The sequence below is a fragment of the uncultured Odoribacter sp. genome, from assembly GCF_937966165.1.
Taxonomy (GTDB): domain Bacteria; phylum Bacteroidota; class Bacteroidia; order Bacteroidales; family Marinifilaceae; genus Culturomica.
This window is the reverse complement of sequence record NZ_CALCLB010000017.1, coordinates 173,180-194,373: the sequence shown is the minus strand read 5'-3', so window position 1 is coordinate 194,373 and position 21,194 is coordinate 173,180. Positions and strand designations below refer to the sequence as shown.

The following is a 21,194-nucleotide window of genomic DNA, read 5'->3' as shown; positions in this document are numbered from 1 at the left end:
AAATAATATGCTGGTAAGTTTATTACAATCATCGTATTTTGCACTGTTTTTAATTGTGGCTCTGGGATTTGTATTGGGGCGGATTAACTTCAAAGGTATTTCTTTAGACGTATCAGCCGTTATTTTTATTGCCTTGTTGTTTGGACATTTCGGAGTGATTATTCCGAAAGAACTGGGAAATTTTGGTTTGGTGTTGTTTATTTTTACGATTGGGATACAAGCCGGACCTGGTTTTTTTGATTCTTTCCGTTCGAAGGGGAAAGTTTTAATTCTGATCACTTTGTTGATTATTGGTTCGGCTTGTATGACTGCCCTCTTATTTAAGTATTTATTGCATATTGATACGGCAGAAGCAGTCGGCTTGATAGCAGGCTCTTTGACCAGTACACCGGGTTTAGCGGCAGCTATAGACAGTACTCATTCGTCTGCAGCTTCTATCGCTTATGGTATTGCTTATCCTTTTGGAGTCATTGGAGTTATTTTGTTTGTTAAATTATTACCGGGAATGTTGAGATTGGACGTAAAGGAAGAAGAAAAACGACTGGACATTTTACAACGCGGTAAATACCCTGAAATTTATACGGGGACCTTCCGGGTAACCAATGAAAATATTTTCGAGAAAAGTTTAGTACAATTACAAATCCGTACGATGACAGGAGCAGTGATCTCCCGGATTAAGCACGGGGATACGACTGAAATACCTTCTTCCAGGACAGTGTTACATCAAAATGATTTGGTAAAGGCTGTAGGAAGTGAATATGCTTTGGCTCAGCTCGGGGTATTGGTAGGGGAACGGATACAGGAAGATTTGCCTTTAGCTACTTCTTATGAGTTGCAATCTTTATTACTGACCAAAAAAGAAATTATAGGAAAGACGCTAGGCAGTTTGAATCTGCAACAGAATTTCGGCTGTACCGTAACGCGTATCCGGCGTAGTGGTATTGATCTTTCTCCGGAACCGGGCTTATCGTTGAAGTTTGGCGATAAACTGTTGGTGGTGGGCCATCAGGATAGTTTAAAAGAATTGGCCAAGTTGTTAGGGAATGATGAAAAACGCCTTTCCGATACTGATTTTTTCCCCATAGCGATGGGAATTGTATTGGGGGTATTGGTCGGAAAAATAAATATTTCTTTTTCGGATAGTTTTAGTTTCTCTCCCGGTTTGACAGGGGGAATATTGCTGACGGCTTTGATTTTGAGTTCTATCGGTAAAACGGGACCTGTTGTTTGGTCCATGTCCGGAGCAGCCAATCTTTTATTGCGGCAGTTGGGACTACTTTTATTTTTGGCAGAAGTCGGTACAGCTGCCGGGGCTAATCTGGTGGAAACCTTCCGGGAAAGCGGATGGGCTCTCTTCGGGGCTGGTGTTGCCATTACGCTGGTCCCTATGATTGTTGCCGTATTGATCGGTTATTTTATTTTTAGAATCAATTTATTTGATCTGATGGGTACCATTACGGGTGGAATGACCAGTACTCCTGGGTTAGCGGCTGCGGGTTCGATGACAGACAGTGATGCACCCAGTGTAGCCTACGCTACGGTCTATCCGATTGCTATGGTGTTCCTGATTGTCTTTATTCAGGTTATTGCTGTTTTGTTGTAGTTCCGTTTGTTTTGAAATAAGAACCTCTGTTTTATCTTTTTTCCTGAAAAAACTTTTTCATGAGTTGACTGCATTCTTTTTCCAGAATTCCTTCGGTGACTTTCGTGCGGGGATGGAGTACAGATGGGATTAAACGTCTGTAACCTCTCTGCGGGTCAGCAGCTCCGTAAACTAATTCTCCCAATTGTGCCCAGGCCATTGCTCCGGCGCACATTGTACAGGGTTCCAGCGTGACATACAGGGTACATTCATTTAAGTATTTCCCTCCTAAAGCCGCAGTTGCCATTGTGATTGCAATCATTTCCGCATGGGCCGTAACGTCATTCAGGCGTTCGGTTTGATTGTGAGCCCGGGCAATAATTTTACCCTTGCAAGTAATCAGAGCTCCTACAGGGATTTCTCCTTCTTCTGCTGCCATGATTGCTTCTTCTATGGCTTTTCGCATAAAAATTTCGTGAGGCATAGCGGTTCTTTTATTTGTGAGTTTAAAGAAAAACAAAAATAAGAAGAAAGAAATAAATCTGCTATTTTGTGACTTTTGAAATTAAAGGAATAATACAATCGTTTGAGTTTTTTGTCAGCTTTATAAATTGAAAATATTTGGGATGCATTTGATTTATTGTTAATTTTAGCGGCGGAAAGGAATAGGAAAGGAGAGAGGAAGCTATTTTAAATTAAATAATTATAAACAATTTTAGTTATGCAGACTATTGATACTTATGATTTCAAAGGCAAAAAGGCATTGATTCGGGTGGATTTTAATGTGCCTTTGAATGAAAAATTTGAAATTACTGATGATACCCGCATGAGAGCTGCTATTCCGACCATAAAAAAAGTGTTGGCAGGAGGGGGTTCCGTCATTTTGATGTCGCATCTGGGCCGCCCTAAAAACGGACCCGAAGATAAATTTTCCCTGAAACACATTCAGAAACACTTGGAAGAGTTGACAGAAGTACCTGTAAAATTTGCAGAAGATTGTATCGGAGAGGTGGCCGAAAAAGCTGCTGCTGATTTGAAACCGGGAGAAATACTTTTATTGGAAAATCTTCGTTTTCATAAAGAAGAGGAAAAAGGAGATGAGGAATTTGCCCGTAAGTTAGCGAAATTAGGAGATGTGTGGATCAATGATGCTTTTGGAACGGCGCACCGTGCCCATGCTTCTACGGCTGTCATAGCTAAATTTTTTCCCAATGATAAGTTGTTCGGATATGTGATGAAGGGGGAATTGGATAGTGTGGATAAAGTGATGAAAAATCCGGAACGTCCTTTTACTGCAATTATGGGAGGATCAAAAGTCTCTTCAAAGATCGATATCATTATGAATCTGCTGGGGAAAGTGGATAATTTGATTTTAGGAGGAGGAATGACTTATACTTTTAAGAGGGCTTTAGGCGGACATGTGGGGTCTTCGCTTTGTGAGGAAGATAAGCTGGATTTAGCCCGGGAAATTATGCAGAAAGCTAAAGAGGCCGGCGTAAATTTAGTACTTTCCGATCAGGCTGTTATAGCGGATAGTTTTAGTAATGACGCTAATACTAAATTGGCAGACCCGATGAATATCCCGGACGGATGGGAAGGTTTGGATATCGGTCCGGAAACCCGGGAAAAATTTGCTAAAGTGATCGAAAATTCCAAGACGATTCTTTGGAATGGACCGGTCGGAGTTTTTGAAATGCCTAAGTTTGCCGAAGGAACCAAGGCAATAGCAGAAGCGATTGTAAAGGCTACGGAAAAAGGAGCTTTTTCGCTGATTGGAGGAGGGGATTCTGTCGCTGCAATTAATCAATTCGGTTTGGCTGATAAGGTAAGTTATGTTTCTACCGGAGGAGGTGCCCTTTTGGAATATATAGAGGGAAAGGAATTACCGGGAATTGAGGCTATACGCGGAGAATAATTGCCTGGGATAAAAAGAAAACGTCCGAAAAAACGCCTTTTGATTGATAGTACACTATACCTGACAGATACCTCTTTGTCAGCAGACAGATTGAAGGGGCTGAAAAGCTGGGAGAGAGGGAATCAGAAATTCGGGTCCTGCATCGGACTCTGCAAAAAATAGGAACGGTTACTTCGAAAAGCGGTTTTCCGGACGTTTATTTGTTTGAAAAAGGAATCAATTTCCGGAAAGACTTGGGGTTGCCTGCCAGTATAAATATATCTTCTTTACTGATGATAAAATTCTCATCCGGTTTATTCAATAATACTATTTTTCCGGGAGATGTTGTTTCTTCTGTTAAAGGATGTTTGATAGCGATGAGTTGCAGGCTGAATTCTTTTTCAAATTGCACGTCTCCCAGACGTCTTCCGGTAAAAGAGTCCGGGAGCTTTAATTCCTGAATAAAATAATTGTGGGTAATTTTATAGGTGAAAATAGAATTCGACAACTCAATCCGGGTGGTAAAGAGATCGGCATACTCCTGTTCAGGACGGATGATTTCAGTAATTCCCATGGCTTTTAATATGGTCATGTGAATGTCGGATACGGCACAGGCTATGATGCGGGGAGCTTTATATTTTTTCAATAAAGCGACGGCCTGTACGGAAGCCCCTACATCTTTACGGATGGTTACAAAAATAATGTCTGAATCTTTTAAAGGCAAGGTTTCAATGGCCTGCTGATTATTGATATTCAGGCAGATTGTGTTTTTGATGGAATCTTTGTATTCATTTACTTTATTGATATCCCTATCGATGCCAATCACTTCATGGCCCATGGAGGTCAATCTTTGGGCGAGTGCTATTCCAAAATAACTTAAACCCATTACAATACAATTCATAATTTTTCTTATTTATAAAATAACATTTTCTTCCGGATATTGGCACGGTTGTACCGGTTGTTGGCGGATAATTCCGATTAAAAGCGTCAGCAATCCCACCCTTCCTGCAAACATTGTAATGCTGATAATAATTTTACCGCTTATGTTCAATTCTGGAGTCAGGCCGAGGCTCAGGCCGACGGTACTGAGGGCGGATACAACCTCAAACAGGGCTTGAATAAAAGAAGCTTGTGGATTGGTGATCAACAGGAAGAGAGTAACCCCTCCTATCCAGAGCAGCGATAAAAGAATAATCGCATTGGCCCGCCGGATATTGCCCGGAGAAATTGTACGTCCGGCAATCTCGACGGTTTGTTTTTCCCGTATAATACTTATTATGTTTTTAAAGGCAACAACAAAAGTTGTCGTTTTAATCCCTCCTCCGGTAGACATTGGGGAAGCCCCGATCCACATTAGCATCAGTAGGAGGAAGATGGAGGAAGGAAGGAGCGAAGTCATTTCTACATTATTAAATCCCGCTGTACGGGGTGTAACAGCGTTCATGAAAGCCAGCGCTATTTTCCCGGAAAGGGGGAGGTCTTGCAGGGTATTATGATCCTCCAGAAATAAGAAAGCCAGCGTTCCTCCTGCAATGAGAATTAAAGTTATCGGTAATACAATCCGGGTCGTCAGACTGATGATGTGGAATTGTCCGTAATGCGGAACAGGATTCCCTTTCAGTCTGGAAAGTGCATTCCGGAAATAGTGTACGAATAATTTTCCGAAATTAAACAAAATCGGGAATCCGATCCCTCCTAATATGACCAGACAAGCCATCCAGCTCTGAAGTCCATAAAGATTCCGGACAATGGGGTCATATAAATTTCCGGGAAGGGTGGAAAAGCCGGCATTACAAAACGATGAGACGGCATGAAAAATAGAAAAAAACAATTTGTCCGGGAGAATTTGTTCCGGAATATCCTTGATTTGATTGTAAATGACATAGGCTCCAAAGCCTTCAATAAGAAAGGTAGTGAGAAGGATATAAAAAAGGGTACGGAAAATGTTATTTAAAGAATTTTCATTGAGAATATTTTTTAAACTGAGTTGGTCACGGAAGGAAACCTGACTGAAAAAAGACATGGCAAAAAAACTGGTAAACGTCATCACTCCGATACCTCCGATCTGAATGAGAGAAACCAGAATAATCAAGCCTGTAAAGGTGAATGTTGCAGATGTGTCTACAACAGTAAGCCCGGTTATACAGACAGCACTGGCAGATGTAAACAAGGCATCTATGAGACTCAGGGGATAGGTGTGTGCATTGGGAAGCGACAGCAGAAAGGTGCCGACCAGAATAATGAAAAGAAAACTGTAGACAAACATCATTTCCGGTTTTACATACCTTTGAAGAGTCGTGACAATTTGTTTTGAAAATTCAATAACGCTGATTGTGGTGAGTAAAATATAGGTCGATACATCTGTAAAGTGTTTTGAAAACAAAGGATTGCTTGTAGCCGGCCAGGCTTCTAGGATGATGACAAATGTCAAAGCAATCAGAAGTACAACTTCAAACCAGAATCCTTTTTCTTTTTTTACCCCCTGGGGATTTAAAATAACCCTTATCAGGCCGGTATATAAAAAAATCCGGAGAATAATCTTGTATATTTCTGACAGGAGCAAATGGACTTTCCCGTCTTCGTGAAACCCGATTTCATACATGAGCAGGCAAAGTGTCAGAAAAGAGGTGAGAAAAGCAATAATATCGGTCGATATTTTTACAAGCGACTGAAAGTTATGGTAGTATTGCCGGATTTTATATTTCAGTTCTGTTGGGAGCGTCATCTGTTAAACCGATAAAGAGATATAAAAAATTCCCGATAAGCCGGTCTTCTCACAAAATTAAGACAAAATTATCGGTTTACGGTAATCTTTTCGGTTTTAAGTTAAACCTGGAACATCATCAGTTCGAGGCGGAACTTACTACTTCATAAATACGAAATACACGGCCATAACTAAACAGACACAGGCTGCGATATGATTCCAATGCAAAGTTTCCCCTTTAAAGCACAAAAGGGAGAAGATAATAAAGACGACAAGTGTAATGACTTCCTGAATAATTTTCAACTGCATCAGGCTAAACGGTCCTCCATTTCCTTCAAAGCCGATACGGTTCGCCGGCACTTGTGCGCAATATTCGAATAAGGCAATGCTCCAGGAAAATAAGATAACGCCGATAAGAGGCCAATGAGTAATAAGTTTCGCTTCCTGAAGTTTCAAATGTCCATACCAGGCAAATGTCATAAATATATTAGAAAGAATAAGCAGGCCAATGGTCGATAATCCGCGCATAATACCAAATTAAAAATGTTAGTCAATCCCCTGAGCAAGAGGTTATAATTTTAAAAAATAAAATAATCATAAAATCAGACCGGCCGTTGAAATGCATACTTTAAAAAGTATGCGTAAAGTCAGATCGACCGATAGGTGATATACTTTAAAATAAAAAATGTCTCAAAAACCAAAATAATAAGGGAAATGCAGACTTTTAAAATAATAAATCTTCACTTTGACATTTTGGTTCTGTAAGACCTTGCAAAAATATATTTTTTATCCTTCTCTTTTTCATTTTTAGTTTTATATCTTTGTAAAAAGAGTTTGTTATGAAAGCTAATCTTATACACCGTATAGAGATCCGGAATTTATGGCAGAAATACGATCTGCTTTGGAAAGATCTGAATCCGGATGTCAATATTCTGATTGGTATCAACGGAAGTGGTAAAACCACCTTTTTTAATATTTTAGATTCTATTTTTTCGGCTGATGTCAAACGCTTGAAATTATACGGGGTATCCGTTACAGTGGAAGTAAACGATTTTACAGTAGACTATACTCCGAAGATGCCGGTTAGCGAACTCAAAAAGGCCTTGTCTGGCGTTCGTTACCAGAAAATCAGTACATTTGATGTCCCGATGAAGGATAAGCCCAGGGTTGGTAAAGAATACAGCCAGCTTTACAATGAATTGCACGATATTGTTTACAATATTGGCGGGGACCATCCTTCTTTTTCGGATTATCGTTTAAAAGCAACAAATTTTCCGGATCAGGCCGCCAGAATTAATGAACGGATTCAAATGTTTTACGATACTGTAAATCGTCTTTTTGCCAAAACAGAAAAAACAATTGAAATAGATCCCCATACGAACCGTTTGATTTTTATAGATCATGGAGAGATAATTCCCTTATATAAACTGTCTTCGGGTGAAAAGCAGTTGTTGATTATTTTATTGAGAGTTTTTCTGATGGAGGAGCAACCTTATATTTTATTGATGGATGAACCCGAAATCTCTCTCCATATAGAATGGCAATATCGTCTGTTTGAAGAAATCCGGAATTTGAATCCGAGTTGCCAGATTATTACTTCTACTCATTCGCCCAGTCTTTTCGGAGACGGTTGGGGGGATAAATTGTTTTATATAGAAGATATGGTGCAGGTGATCGGTTAGAAATGCAGAAGGGTTGGAAAAGGCGGAACGTTTTTAGGGAATAAATTTCTTTTCCAGTTGTAAGCGAAGGGAAGGAAGGGAAAGAGGTGTGTAAAGGGTGTATATTTTTTAATTTGAATTTTTGTATGTTTGGGACGGGAGCGGGTATAGAAAATAAAGAACTGTTTTTCGCAAATTCAGCAAGACGTTTTGCTTTGGATGCTAAAATGTTTCGCTGTCGTGCTGCCATACATGTGGAAAATAAAGATGATATTATTTTTTGGAGTACTGTGATAAAGCATTTTCGTCCGGACGACCGTTTCCATTTTATTGCAGGTTCCCGGAACGAATTTGGACATGAAACCAGCGGGGTGACCCAATGTTTAAAGTATCTTAATTACCTTAGCACTGATTTTTTTATCTGTATCGACAGCGATTATCGCTATCTTTTACATGAAAAGGAAATAGATGTAAAGCATTACGTTTTGCAGACGTATACGTATTCCTTTGAAAATCACCATTGCTTTGCAGAGGGATTGGATGAGGTATGCAGCCGGGTTACTCATGTTCCGAACCAAATATTTAGTTTCCGCAGATTTCTGGCAGAATATTCCCGTATTGTGTATCCTCTTTTTATCTGGCATCTTTATTTTTTGGGAGCAGATCCGACGCGGTTTTCCAAGTATGAATTTAACCAGTTTATCAATTTGGGTAAGCATAAAGCTCCGGATATTCTGAATAATGTCGGGAAAGCGTTGGAGGAGCTGAGATATAAAGTGAAAAAGAAGACGGATTATTTTGAACGGATTTATCCCCAGGCAGATTTAGCGTTTATTCGTAATAAATATGAAATTTTGGGCCTGACTTCGGATACAACTTACCTGTTTATACGCGGACACAATGTTTACGATATGATCAGCAGTATTAGCAAGGAAGTATGTAAGATCCTGCTGAAAAAGGCAAGACGCGGGCATCATACCCGGGAAGCAATAGCTGCTTTATACCGGGATCGCAATAATGTGGATATGGAACTCCGGCAGAATATTCATTACGGGGCATATACTGCTATTCAGAAATTGGAAAAAGATATTTATGAACTTTTGGGAAATGTTGAAGTACCTTTTCCCCGGCAGGAAATGAAAAAAAGGTTACCTTGTCCCGGTAATAATGTTTAGGGAGTTGCCCAGGAAGTATTTATCATTAAAAACTAATTTTAAATGTTAATCTTCTTTTAATTTCTTCTCAGAATTAACACTTTTCCATTTTAACACTTTGAGTTGATATATTGTTTTTATACTTTTGGTGTCAGATGTATACGGCAATGGGTGATTTTGATATAAGAGACAATAGGATAAAAGAGACGGAGAAAGAGTTTGAGCGGGCATTACGCCCCTTGACTTTTGAGGATTTTCAGGGACAGAAAAAGATTGTCGAAAATCTGAAGATATTTGTCAGTGCAGCGAAGATGCGGGGGGAATCGTTGGATCATGTTATTTTGCACGGTCCTCCGGGTTTGGGAAAAACCACACTTGCTTCCATTATTGCCAATAAATTGGGTGTGGGGATAAAGATTACTTCCGGACCGGTATTGGATAAACCGGGGGATTTAGCGGGTCTGTTGACAAATCTGGAAGAAAATGATGTGCTTTTTATAGATGAGATCCACCGTTTAAGCCCCATTGTAGAAGAGTATTTGTATTCCGCAATGGAAGATTACCGGATTGATATTATGATTGATAAAGGACCGGCTGCCCGTTCCGTACAGATTCAGCTCAATCCTTTTACTTTAGTGGGGGCAACTACTCGGAGCGGATTGTTGACAGCCCCTTTACGGGCTCGTTTCGGAATTAATTTTCATCTGGAGTATTACGATACGGATGTATTGTCAGCTATTGTGTGGAGATCGGCTTCTATTTTGAAAGTGAAAATTACCAGTCAGGCTGCCTTGGAGATTGCTTCCCGGAGCCGTGGAACACCCCGTATTGCTAACGCTTTATTGAGAAGAGTAAGGGATTTTGCAATGGTGAAAGGAACAGGAGAGATTGACTGGGATATTACCCGTTATGCGTTGGAAGCGTTGAATATCGATAAGTATGGGTTGGATGAAATGGACAATAAGATATTGTTGACGATAATAGAGAAATTCAAAGGAGGGCCGGTAGGGTTGACTACTATTGCCACAGCTGTGGGAGAAGATGCAGGTACGCTGGAAGAGGTATATGAACCTTTTTTGATCAAGGAAGGGTTTTTAAAACGGACTCCCCGGGGAAGGGAAGTGACGGAACTGGCTTTTAAACATCTGGGGAAAAATGATAGACGGATAAATGAACAACCTACTTTGTTTTAAGGGAGGGTAAATGGGGACGGAAGTGAGGGGAATGTGGTTTTGAATTGATAAATATGCGTGTATGAGAAAGAAACAAATTATTGTTTTGAGTGTGGTGCTGGGTTGCTCGCTGTTAGGGTTAATCTATATGCAGGCAAAGTATTTTCAGACGGCTTTTAAGTTGAAAAAAGCTCAGTTTGATTATGCGGTCAACCGTTCTCTGGATGAAGCAATTGCTTATGTAGAGGAAAGGGATAAACTGAATGAGATAAAAAAAGGAACTGAAAAATTGCAGGAGCCTGAAGATCGGTATAGAACAGGACACGACAATGTTTCTTTAAAAAATGAGATGGGGTTGGGACAGCCTTTGAATCTGATCGATGGTGATGATGAAACTCAAAATGTAAATGATTTTTTAGGACAAAAAAACACGGGTTTATTGTCTTCCCTTCAAAAATACAGACAGGCCGTAAAAGATCGTTTAGGAACAGATTATGAATTGGTTTTAAAGAAAAGGTTCAGCGAACCGGAACGTTCTGTTGAAGACCGTATTAAAGATATAAATTTGCGGACAGTGCTGGGGGAAAGATTGCGGAATAACGGAGTGAAGTCGGATTTTGAATTTGCCGTAAAAGAAAAAGACCGTTTTATTGTGATGTCACAACATTTTTTTAACCGCTATTCCGATTATACGTACAGTAAACAGATATTTTTGGGAGGGAATAAAAGTCTGGCCAGTCTTTACCTTATATTTCCCGATCAGGTACACGACCGCTTATCTTCTGTATTTTTGCTGTTGCCTAGTTTAATTATTACATTACTGTTAGTACTTTGTTTCGGGTTTTGTATTTATGTGATTCTCAGGCAGAAGAAATTGTCAGCGATTAAGAATGATTTTATCAACAATATGACTCATGAGTTTAAAACTCCGATTGCAACGATTTCTTTGGCGGCCCAGATGATGAAAGACGGAGCTGTGCAACAGACGCCTGAATCTATCGATCATATTGCAGGTATTATCCGGGATGAAAGCAAACGGCTGACCTATCAGGTTGAAAAGGTATTGCAGACGGCTTTATTTACCGAAACCCGGATGAAATTGAAGTTGAAAAATGTGAATTTGAATGAAGTTGTGGAAGGCTTGCTGACAAAATTTAGCCTGAGGGTGGAAGATAAAGGCGGACAATTATTCGGCCATTTGGATGCAGAGCGGGATGAAGTGCTGGCAGATGAGGTGCATATTACCAATGTGGTTTCCAACTTGCTGGACAATGCAATAAAATATTGTGTAAAAGCTCCGGAAATCAGTGTATATACCCGTAACAAGGGAGATGAAATAATTATCAGCGTGATAGACAATGGCATAGGAATTGCTACGAAAGAACAAAAGTTAATCTTTGAAAGATTTTACAGGGTATCTACAGGTAATTTGCATAATGTAAAAGGATTTGGATTAGGACTTTCTTATGTCAAAAAGATTGTTGAAGCACATGGAGGAAGAATAGAAGTAGAAAGTGCTTTGGACAAGGGAAGTCGTTTTGATATTATTTTACCGCTGACCTCTAAAAAACAAAAAGTAAAGAGAACTTTATTTTTTTAAAAACGTATATTTTTCAGAGAAATTATTTAAAACTATATAGTTATGGATGAGAAAATTAAAATTTTATTGGCAGAAGACGATACGAATCTGGGAATGCTGTTAAAAGAATATTTGAGAGCAAAAGGATTCGATACAATTTTATGCGAAGATGGGGATGCTGCATACGAGGCTTTTTTGAATCAGCCTTTTGATTTATGCATATTCGATGTGATGATGCCAAAAAGAGACGGCTTTACTTTAGCGAAGGATGTGCGTCAGATAAATAGCGAAATTCCGATTATTTTCCTTACTGCAAAAAATATGAAGGAAGATGTATTGGAAGGCTTTAAAATTGGTGCGGATGATTATATGAGCAAGCCTTTCAGTATGGAAGAATTGTTACTGAGAATAGAGGCTGTTTTACGCCGTTCTACAGGCTTGAAACCGGAAGATGAACAGGAAGTTTTCAAAATTGGAAAACTGACATTTAATTCTAAAAAGCAAACATTGTTCGACGGGGAAGAAGAACAAAAATTGACTACAAAAGAGTCGGAATTATTGAAATTATTATGCCTGAATGTAAATAAAGTGTTGGAAAGAAATTATGCTTTAAAGAATATTTGGGCAGATGATAACTATTTCAATGCCCGCAGTATGGACGTGTATATCACGAAATTGCGGAAACATTTGAAAAAAGATCCTTCCGTGGAAATTATCAATGTACATGGAAAAGGATATAAACTGATTCTTTGATATTGCCGGGATAAATATTTTGATAGGTATTCGCAAGAATACCTATTTTTTTTGCTTATGTGAAAGATAATCCTTTAACTTTGTATCACTGAAGTATAATAAAGACTGTTCCGGCAGTTTCGCATGCGTCAGGTGCATTACTTCCTGTCGTTACGGTATGGCCGGACATAAATATGTTTTAAATTATGAAAATTGCAATAGCTTGTGATCATGCCGGTTTTGAATACAAAGAGAAACTGGTAGACTATCTTCGGAAAAACGGACATGAAGTTAAAGATTTCGGAACCCATTCTCCGGAAAGCATGGATTATCCCGATACGATTCATCCTTTGGCTGTGGCAGTAGGGGCTGGAGAGTTTGAAAAAGGAATTGTACTTTGCGGAAGTGGAAACGGAGCTTCTATGACGGCTAATAAACATCCGGAAATTCGGTGTGCTTTGTGCTGGAATGTAGAAATTGCCTGGTTGGCCCGTTTGCATAATAATGCTAATGTATGCGGATTGCCGGCCCGTTTTATTCCTTACGAGGAGGCTCAGGAAATAGTAGATCGTTTTTTGGCTACTGAATTTGAAGGAGGACGGCATCAGCGGAGAATAGAGAAAATACCTATACAATAAGCTTGCTGCGAATAGAAAGAATTCAGTACCGGAGGATTTCTCTGAATAAAGGAAAAAAGGGGGCCTACTGGTAGCGTCCCCAAAATAAGATAAATTAATAAGTATGGCGTTTGCCTAAGAGCCCGGTACTATACCGGGTTCTTTCTTTTATCCCCGGTTTTCCATACGGCAGAAATTAACGGCTTGCTTTTTTTGAGCGTCGCATACTGCCAGGACTGTAAGATATACAATATCTCGTATACGACAGTCCATAGGGAGGATATGAACCGGTTTTTTCATTCCCAAAAGTATGGGACCAATTATGTCATGATTTCCCAATTCTTTCAGGATACCAAGTCCGATACTTCCGGAACTCAGGTTGGGAAAAATGATTGTATTGACTGTTTTGTCGCCTAATGCTGAAAAAGGAAAAGTAGTTTGCCTTAATTCTTTATTGAAAGCTACTGAAGCATGCATCTCTCCATCTACGAGGATTTCCGGGTATTTCCGGTGAATTTGTTCTATTGCTGCTTGTATCTGAGCCGGACTTCCCAGTTTGTATTCCCCAAAATCGGAATAGGAGGTTAGTGCGATGACAGGTTCTATATCGAATTGCTTTACGGATTCGTAAGTCAGAACGGTGACGCATTCTAATGTTTCTGCTGAGGGGTGGCTGTTTACAGTTGTGTCGGCCAGAAAGAAAGTCCCTTTGTGGGTTACAGCAATATGCATGCCGGCTGCATAGGGACAACATTCCCGGAGTCCGATCACTTCTTTTGCAATTTTCAACAAAGATCTATAGGGGGTTTGTATACCGCCGATAAAACCGTCGGCATCCCCGTTTTCTACCATTGTAAGTCCGATGTAATTCGGGTCCTGCATGTGTTTCCGGGCTATTTCCGGGAGTATCCCGGCTCTTTGCCTGCGGACATAATAGAGTTCCGTATATTTTTCCAATGCATCTGTTTCCTCTTGGGGATCAAAAATATCCGGAGCCGGAATATTCAGTTTGTTTTCTTTGATCTTCCGGAGGATAACCTCCTGCTTGCCGATGAGAACCGGGTGAGCGATCCCTTCACTGATGATTTCTTCCACAGCTGAAAGAATTTTCAAATTCTCTCCTTCGGCGAATACAATGCGTTTGGGGTTAGAACGGGCTTTACTGATCATTATTCGCATCAGCCGATTATCGTGTCCCATGCGCTTTTCCAGTTCGTTGCCGTATGCTTCCCAGTCGTGGATAATTTTCCGGGCAATTCCCGATTGGATGGCTGCTTTGGCTACAGCCGGGGCTACGCGGCTGATCAACCGGTTATCCAAGGCTTTGGGAATAATATAATCCTTACCAAAAGATAAGGTTGGTTCATTGTAAGCCATTTTCACGCTTTCGGGTACTGCTTCTTTGGTTAAATTTGCTATGGCATAGGCTGCAGCTAATTTCATTTCCTCGTTGATTCCACTGGCCTGTACGTCTAAAGCTCCTCTGAAAATATAGGGAAATCCCAGTACATTATTGATTTGATTGGGATAATCGGAACGACCGGTAGCAAAAATGATATCTTTCCGGGAATGCATCGCCTTCTCATAAGTAATTTCCGGATCGGGATTGGCAAGAGCAAAGACAATCGGATCCGGTGCCATACTGCGGATCATCTCTTCGGTTAATATATCGGCGACAGAAAGTCCTAAGAAAACATCGGCATTTACCAAAGCTTCTGTTAATGTATTAAAAGGTGTATCTACGATAAAATCCTGTTTCTCTTTATTCAGTTGGGTTCGGCGGGTATTGATTACCCCCTTGCTGTCACACATGAGAATATGTTCTTTTTTTACGCCCAGTGCTCGGTAAAAACGGGCACAGGAAATGGCAGCAGCTCCGGCTCCATTCACCACTACCTTTATGTCATGGATTTTTTTCCCGTTCAGTTCCAGGGCATTTAATAAACCGGCTCCGGAAATAATAGCTGTTCCATGCTGATCGTCATGCATGACAGGAATTTTTAATTCTTCTTTTAACCGTCGTTCGATTTCAAAACATTCCGGGGCTTTGATATCTTCCAGATTAATTCCCCCGAATGTAGGGGAAATGAGTTTTACTGTTTCGATGAATTTATCTACATCTTCTGTATCCAGTTCAATATCGAATACATCAATATCGGCAAATATTTTAAAAAGTAATCCTTTCCCTTCCATGACAGGTTTTCCGGAGATTGCTCCGATATTCCCTAGTCCTAATACGGCAGTTCCGTTCGAGATAACTGCCACCAGATTGCTTTTAGCCGTATAACGATAAGCATCTGCAGCGTTTTTTTGAATTTCCAGGCAAGGGACTGCTACTCCCGGGGAATAGGCCAGGGAAAGATCGTGTTGGGTACTATGGGGTTTTGTCGGAATAACTTCTATTTTTCCGGGGCGCCCTTCTGCGTGATACCGGAGTGCTTCATTTTTGTCCATTTTTACTCTGAATAATTTTACAAGTTTATAAATGTTTACGGAGATTTGTTTTATTTGATTGAAATAGTTTTGTTTTCTCCATAAAATTAATAGTAACCTTATGGTTTTGAAAGAGAAATATAATAGTTTTGTTCTTGTAAAAAAGCAGGTATGTTCAAATTGTGGATTTGTATTTTTATTATTTCCTTTTTCTGGACTTGTCAATCTTCCGATTCTTCTTTCATCCGGATGAAAGTGGACGGGAAAGAAGCGGGGATTATTCCGGTCCTGAGGATAGGGGAGAATACTTATCCTTTTGTTATAGATTCTGCAGGTTTTGCGGAAATAAATGACCTGCCGCTTTCTATCCCTACGCAAGGATTATTACAATATGGAAGATACCGGTTGTTTTTATACCTGGAACCAGAAAAAAACCTGGATATTTATCTTAATCTTTTTCCGCATTCACTGGGCGCAGAATTTCGGGGAGCAGGGGCTTTAAAAAATGAGATTTTAAACGGTAAATATGGGGAAACGGATTTTGTACCGGATTATACTTTAGACGAAGATACTTTTATGCGTTCTTTGGAAGCTGTAAAACAGCAATACGACCGCAAAATCGATTCTTTACATCTGGATTCTTTTTTTACCGGATTAGTAAAAGAAAAATTTAAATATACTATTTTCGGTTATTTGGGAAAATATCCGGAAAAGCATGCGAAAACTTTACGTACAGACACCTATAAGCCTTCAGAAGTATACAGAGATTACCTCCGGATTTTAATTAAGCAGGAAAAAGGATTACTGGAATACGAGGATTACCGTCAGGCTTTATTGGGATGGGTAGAAGCATATAGCAATAACGGACTTTCCGGAAACACTGATTTTGAAATTTTGCTGGCAGAATTGGAATGCATACACCATTCGGTTGCCCGTCCACAACTTGCAGAGTTCCTGACAGATCATTATATTTCTGATTACGTCAGTCGGAATGGGATAGAACGTTTGGAACAGTTATTGCCTTACTATGAAGCAAAAGTAAAAAATCCGGAAAAAAGAGAACGTTTCAGACAGTTATGTGAAAAGTGGCGAAAAAAAGCTTCCGGGGCGCCTGCTTTTGATTTTAATTGTATAAATGCTGATTCAGTTGATATCCGGCTCAGGGATTTCAGGGGAAAATTTGTATACCTGTGTTTTTGGAATACGTCTTGTGCTTCTTCCGTCAAAAGTTTGCTTTCCCTGAAAGAAATGGAGCGGAAATGGAAAAATAAACCTATTTGTTTTATCGGTATTTCTACGGATCAGGAAGAAAAGGTTTGGAAGAAATTTATGGTTCTTCACGAGATACACGGTATTCAACTGTTTGGAAAAGACGTTATGCAACAAATTGATTTTTATCAGGTCCGTCAATTGCCTTATTTTGTCCTCATTGATCCTGAAGGGAAGATTGTAAAAGCAGATATGACTTCTCCGGCAGATCCGGCTACTGCCCGTCTTTTACAGCAAGTTCTGTAAGTTGTTGGAATTAAAAAGAGTTTTGGGGGAATATGTTGTATCTTCAGAAAGAATACTTTGTTAATTGCTGAAAAAAGCCGTCCTTTGCAGAAAAATAAGAAGGGTCTTAAATTGTAAATGCCCGGAAAGCCACAATGTCAGTGAAAGGCAAATCTTTAAAATAAGCTGTCTGCAAAATCTGATTGAAAGGGGATAACTGATTTTAAAATAAAGAAAATGAATACAATTCGTTTCTGGATTCGGAATTCACGTTCTAATGCGTTGCCGCAGAGTTTAATGCCGGCTTTATTAGCTGTTGTCATGGCTTTCCGTCAGCCGGGTTTTTCTGTGGGTTTGTCCGTTTTAGCTGTATTGGGCGTAGCTCTGGGACATTTGGGCTTAAATTTATGGGATGATTATTTTGATTATCGAAGAAAGGAGACGGCTTATCGGGATAAAATGGCCCGGGCTGGTATACGGGCCCGCATTGCTAAATGTAGTTACCTGACTTCTGGCGCCGCTACAGTCCGGCAATTGCGGAATGCTTGCATGGTATTTTGTCTGTTGGCGTCCGTTATTGGTATTGTGCTGTTTTTCAAAAGAGGAGAGGTTATTTTCTATATAGGTCTGATTGCCGCTTTTTTGGGACTTTCCTATTCCGGTAATCCCTTGTGTTTGAGTTATAGGGGATTGGGTGAGTTACAGGTCGGATTTATGTTCGGTCCTTTATTGATGGCAGGTGTTTATTATTCTGCCTGCGGACAATTGGATATTTCTGTTATTCTGGTATCTGTACCGGTAGGATTACTGGTAGCAAATATTCTGTATACTCATTCTATAATGGACTTTGAACCGGACAAACAAGTCGGTAAAATGACTTTGGCCGTATTGTTGAATAATAAAAAGGCGATGTTGTGGATCTTAACCGGTTTCCTGTTTTTGCCTTTTGGGTTTATCATCTTTGGGATTATAACTTTTTGTCTGCCACTTTACTATTGGTGGGTGATGTTGGTGTTTCCTATGGCTTTTGGGTTATTTTACTTCATGTTACAATATATACGTTGTCCGGGTAAAGAAATTAACCGTTATTTTTGGATGGGGCCGATGAACAATTGGGAAAGAATAAAAGGGGCGGGAATTGAATGGTTTATGATTCGATGGTATTTGGCCCGTAATTTGCTTTCTTTCTTTTGTCTGGTTATTCTGATATTGAATGTGGTATATAAAGTATAGCTGCTTCGGTAGGTATTTATAGCCGGCTGGCATTTCATTGGGAATGGATGTATGGGAAAAATTAGCCGCTTTTTATCGGCTAAAATAAAAAGGATTTAAAAATATGGGACGATTAATGTATCTTTCTTCCTGGTTTTTCCGGGCTAAATTTGGAAAAGTAAAGAAGCCTTTACAGACCGTTTTGTTTATTTCGGATCAATGTAATTTGGCTTGCCGGCATTGTAGTATTTACCGGAAAGAACATCCGCATATTAAAACATACGGACAGATACAGGAGGAACTTGCGTATTCTTTTGCTCAAGGGGCCCGGTTTGTAGATTTTGAGGGAGGAGAACCTATGATTTGGAAAGACGGGGAAAAAGATATTAATGATTTAGTGAGATTAGCCCGGAAAATTGGATTTTTTTCTGTCACAGTCACTACAAATGCCCAGATCCCTTTTAAAGGATGTGAAGCGGATTCGATATGGGTCAGTTTGGATGGTATTGGAAAATATCACGATCAGATCCGTGGAGAAGGTACTTTTGCCCGTTTGATTAAAAATATCAGTGAATGCGGTCATCCGGCCTTAAGTGTCAATATGGTTGTAAATCGGCTGAATCATCCTTCTGTCAGGGAAACGATAGAATTTGTGCGGAGTAATCCTCATATTCAGTTAATATCAATAAATTTTCATACCCCTTTTGAAGGGACGGAGAACTTAATGGTAAACTGGGGAGTACGGGCAGAGATTATAGATGAAGTGATACGGTTAAAGAAAGCCGGTTACCCCATTATGAATTCTGTATCAGGCCTGCGCTTAATGCGGCATAATCATTTCCGGAAACAATGTTGGGTATCTAATTTTATTTTACCCGATGGGCAAAGATTGGCAGAATGTCAGGGAAAAGCGGCGGGCCTTTGCGATCGCTGTGGTTTTTGTATGGCAGGAGAAATGAGGAGCCTGCTGGATTTAAAGTTCGATACCATCCGGGCCGGTTTGAAATTAAGGGTAAAGTAGAAATAATATCGGTAATGGAGTAGTTAAAATTTTCTTTTCGGACAGCAGTAGCCTTGTTCGGCTTTGAAGGGAAGAGTTGGTTTAAAATCATTTAAACCAACTGTTTACATCTTCAAAATTGAGAATATGAATGATACTTTTTCCGTCGGCCGTATAATTGTGATGTTGACAGGCAAATAAATTATCAAAAATGTCATTCATTTCAGCCGCTGTTAAAAGGGTATTATAAGGAATTGCAGTCGCTTTTGCCAAAGCAAGAGCAATACGTTCCTTCATTTTCTGTTTAATCTCGCCTTCTGTATTTTTATAATGATCGATTAATTGGATCAGGACCTCCTTTGCTCTCGAGCAGGAAAGGTCCGGAGGAGTCGCATAAATCGCATAACAATTTTTCCCGAATTCACTCAATTCGAATCCCAGGTATTCCAAATCGCCATTGATTTCCTGAATAAGCGCGAAGTCCCCTGCCGAGAGTTCCAGCGTTTCGGGAAATAAATTTTTTTGTCCGGCTACTTTTTCTGTACAAAGGTTATGGGTATATTGTTCAAATAGAATTCGTTCGTGAGCTCTTTTCTGATCGATAAACATTAAACCGGAATGAACAGGAGTGACAATATAACGTCCTTTCATTTGTATAAAGGCGGTATGGTTCGGGGTTATTTCTTCCGGAATGTCCATGCCTGTAAGCGTCATCTGCTGGTTTTCCTGTTTCTCTTTCAGGTTTTCGAAAAGAGATTCCCAGTTTGCGGGTACCTTTTCTTTCGTATGAACGGAAGAAGAAGTCACCGGTTTTTCAAAATCCGACTCTTCGATACTGATACCTGATTTGTAATTGAACGGATTATAATTCGGATTGTAATTAATTTTAGGAACATAAGGAGCCGGAGAGGGAGTTGGGGGATTGTACCCGATATCCCCTTCTTTGTCAAAGTCTAAGGGGGGGGTAATATTGAATTTCCCCAAAGCTTCTTTTACTCCGGCTAATAATATCTGAAAAAAGTCAGATTCGTTCTGAAATTTTATTTCGGTTTTTGTCGGATGAATATTTACATCTATTTGTGCCGGTTGAACGGTGAAATAAAGGAAATAGGACGGGATACTGTCTGCGCTGATCAGACCGGAATAAGCTTCCATGACCGCTTTGTGAAAAAAGTTATGTTTCATAAAGCGGTTATTGACAAAGAAATATTGTTCTCCGTAAGTTTTTTTGGCATGTTCCGGACTACACACAAATCCCTTTATCGAAATGAGCTCCGTATCGCAATTGATATTGAGTAAGCGGGTATTGATACTTTTCCCGAAGACATTTACAATGCGTTGTCTTAATCCGCTGACGGGCAGGTTATAAATTTCATTTCCGTTGTTTATCAGGGAAAAAGTAATACCGGGATAAGTGAGGGATAATCGGAGGAATTCATTAATGACATTGCGTAGTTCTGTCGTATCAGACTTTAAAAATTTCCGCCGGGCGGGAATATTAAAGAAAAGATTTTTTACGCAGATGTTTGTACCATAAGGTGTATTGATAGATTCCTGTGATTTTAATTCGGAAGCTGATATATGCACATAGCTTCCCAGTTCGTCTTCCTGGCGGCGGGTTTTTAATTCTATTTCAGCGACAGAGGCGATGGAAGGGAGTGCTTCTCCCCTGAACCCCAGAGTATGTATATTAAATAAATCCTGAGCACAGGCTATTTTAGAAGTGGCATGCCTTTCGAAAGCCATACGGGCATCCATAGGCGACATGCCTTTTCCGTTATCAATAACCTGGATAATAGCTTTTCCTACATTTTTCAATATCACTTGAATATGATCGGCACCGGCGTCGATCGCATTCTCCATCAATTCTTTCACGACAGAAGCCGGTCGTTGTACAACTTCTCCGGCAGCAATCTGATTAGCGACGGAATCGGGTAATAACTGTATAATATCTGACATA

At 39.9% G+C, this 21,194-nt stretch carries 17 protein-coding genes; 11 read left to right on the top strand and 6 right to left on the bottom strand.

Annotated features, from left to right (window positions below; all coding sequences use genetic code 11):
- Window positions 1–7 precede the first annotated feature (7 nt).
- A complete protein-coding gene (locus tag Q0465_RS08800) occupies window positions 8–1,603 on the top strand; it encodes an aspartate:alanine exchanger family transporter (RefSeq protein WP_298615197.1) in 1,596 nt (531 codons plus the stop codon).
- A 31-nt stretch (window positions 1,604–1,634) separates the two neighbouring features.
- Here the strand turns inward: Q0465_RS08800 and Q0465_RS08795 are convergent, their stop codons facing one another.
- Entirely contained in the window at window positions 1,635–2,066 is a 432-nt protein-coding gene (locus Q0465_RS08795; RefSeq protein WP_298615195.1) for a nucleoside deaminase, read from the bottom strand.
- Between the two features lie 237 nt (window positions 2,067–2,303).
- Here Q0465_RS08795 and pgk point away from each other — a divergent pair, with 237 nt between their 5' ends.
- Window positions 2,304–3,497, top strand: coding sequence for a phosphoglycerate kinase (gene pgk, locus Q0465_RS08790; protein ID WP_298615193.1), 1,194 nt, complete (start codon window positions 2,304–2,306; stop codon window positions 3,495–3,497).
- A gap of 196 nt (window positions 3,498–3,693) precedes the next feature.
- Here pgk and Q0465_RS08785 read toward each other — a convergent pair whose 3' ends face one another.
- The 3 genes from Q0465_RS08785 to Q0465_RS08775 all read right to left on the bottom strand — a co-directional run bounded on the left by Q0465_RS08785 (window position 3,694) and on the right by Q0465_RS08775 (window position 6,708).
- Window positions 3,694–4,377, bottom strand: a complete 684-nt coding sequence (locus tag Q0465_RS08785; RefSeq protein ID WP_298615191.1) for a TrkA family potassium uptake protein — start codon at window positions 4,375–4,377, stop codon at window positions 3,694–3,696.
- Window positions 4,378–4,389: 12 nt separating this feature from the next.
- The gene (locus Q0465_RS08780; protein WP_298615189.1) at window positions 4,390–6,201 is read right to left on the bottom strand and encodes a TrkH family potassium uptake protein; all 1,812 of its coding nucleotides are present in this window, start codon (window positions 6,199–6,201) and stop codon (window positions 4,390–4,392) included.
- Between the two features lie 138 nt (window positions 6,202–6,339).
- Window positions 6,340–6,708, bottom strand: coding sequence for a DMT family protein (locus Q0465_RS08775; RefSeq protein WP_298615186.1), 369 nt, complete (start codon window positions 6,706–6,708; stop codon window positions 6,340–6,342).
- A 311-nt stretch (window positions 6,709–7,019) separates the two neighbouring features.
- Here Q0465_RS08775 and Q0465_RS08770 point away from each other — a divergent pair, with 311 nt between their 5' ends.
- The 6 genes from Q0465_RS08770 (at window position 7,020) to rpiB (ending at window position 13,116) form a co-directional block, all read left to right on the top strand.
- Window positions 7,020–7,862 (top strand): AAA family ATPase, encoded by an 843-nt coding sequence (locus Q0465_RS08770; protein WP_298615184.1) that lies wholly within the window; start codon window positions 7,020–7,022, stop codon window positions 7,860–7,862.
- A 125-nt stretch (window positions 7,863–7,987) separates the two neighbouring features.
- A complete protein-coding gene (locus Q0465_RS08765) occupies window positions 7,988–9,016 on the top strand; it encodes a DUF4435 domain-containing protein (protein ID WP_298615182.1) in 1,029 nt (342 codons plus the stop codon).
- A 146-nt stretch (window positions 9,017–9,162) separates the two neighbouring features.
- A complete protein-coding gene (gene ruvB / locus Q0465_RS08760) occupies window positions 9,163–10,188 on the top strand; it encodes a Holliday junction branch migration DNA helicase RuvB (protein ID WP_298615179.1) in 1,026 nt (341 codons plus the stop codon).
- A gap of 61 nt (window positions 10,189–10,249) precedes the next feature.
- Window positions 10,250–11,767: a sensor histidine kinase KdpD gene (locus Q0465_RS08755; RefSeq protein WP_298615176.1), complete on the top strand. Its 1,518-nt coding sequence runs from the start codon at window positions 10,250–10,252 to the stop codon at window positions 11,765–11,767.
- Window positions 11,768–11,809: 42 nt separating this feature from the next.
- Window positions 11,810–12,499 carry a response regulator transcription factor gene (locus Q0465_RS08750; RefSeq protein WP_009137392.1) on the top strand — a complete coding sequence of 230 codons (690 nt, stop codon included), beginning with the start codon at window positions 11,810–11,812 and terminating at the stop codon, window positions 12,497–12,499.
- 182 nt (window positions 12,500–12,681) lie between these two features.
- Window positions 12,682–13,116, top strand: a complete 435-nt coding sequence (gene rpiB, locus Q0465_RS08745; RefSeq protein WP_298615448.1) for a ribose 5-phosphate isomerase B — start codon at window positions 12,682–12,684, stop codon at window positions 13,114–13,116.
- A gap of 147 nt (window positions 13,117–13,263) precedes the next feature.
- Here rpiB and Q0465_RS08740 read toward each other — a convergent pair whose 3' ends face one another.
- Entirely contained in the window at window positions 13,264–15,549 is a 2,286-nt protein-coding gene (locus tag Q0465_RS08740) for an NADP-dependent malic enzyme (protein WP_298615167.1), read from the bottom strand.
- 150 nt (window positions 15,550–15,699) lie between these two features.
- On the opposite strand from Q0465_RS08740, the gene Q0465_RS08735 reads away from it, so the two are divergent.
- The 3 genes from Q0465_RS08735 to Q0465_RS08725 all read left to right on the top strand — a co-directional run bounded on the left by Q0465_RS08735 (window position 15,700) and on the right by Q0465_RS08725 (window position 19,255).
- A complete protein-coding gene (locus Q0465_RS08735; protein WP_298615164.1) occupies window positions 15,700–17,043 on the top strand; it encodes a TlpA disulfide reductase family protein in 1,344 nt (447 codons plus the stop codon).
- A gap of 216 nt (window positions 17,044–17,259) precedes the next feature.
- Window positions 17,260–18,255: a prenyltransferase gene (locus tag Q0465_RS08730; RefSeq protein ID WP_298615162.1), complete on the top strand. Its 996-nt coding sequence runs from the start codon at window positions 17,260–17,262 to the stop codon at window positions 18,253–18,255.
- Between the two features lie 103 nt (window positions 18,256–18,358).
- Window positions 18,359–19,255, top strand: a complete 897-nt coding sequence (locus Q0465_RS08725; RefSeq protein ID WP_298615159.1) for a radical SAM protein — start codon at window positions 18,359–18,361, stop codon at window positions 19,253–19,255.
- A gap of 87 nt (window positions 19,256–19,342) precedes the next feature.
- On the opposite strand, the gene mutL is transcribed toward Q0465_RS08725, so the two are convergent.
- Entirely contained in the window at window positions 19,343–21,193 is a 1,851-nt protein-coding gene (gene mutL / locus Q0465_RS08720; RefSeq protein WP_298615156.1) for a DNA mismatch repair endonuclease MutL, read from the bottom strand.
- Window position 21,194: the final 1 nt, after the last annotated feature.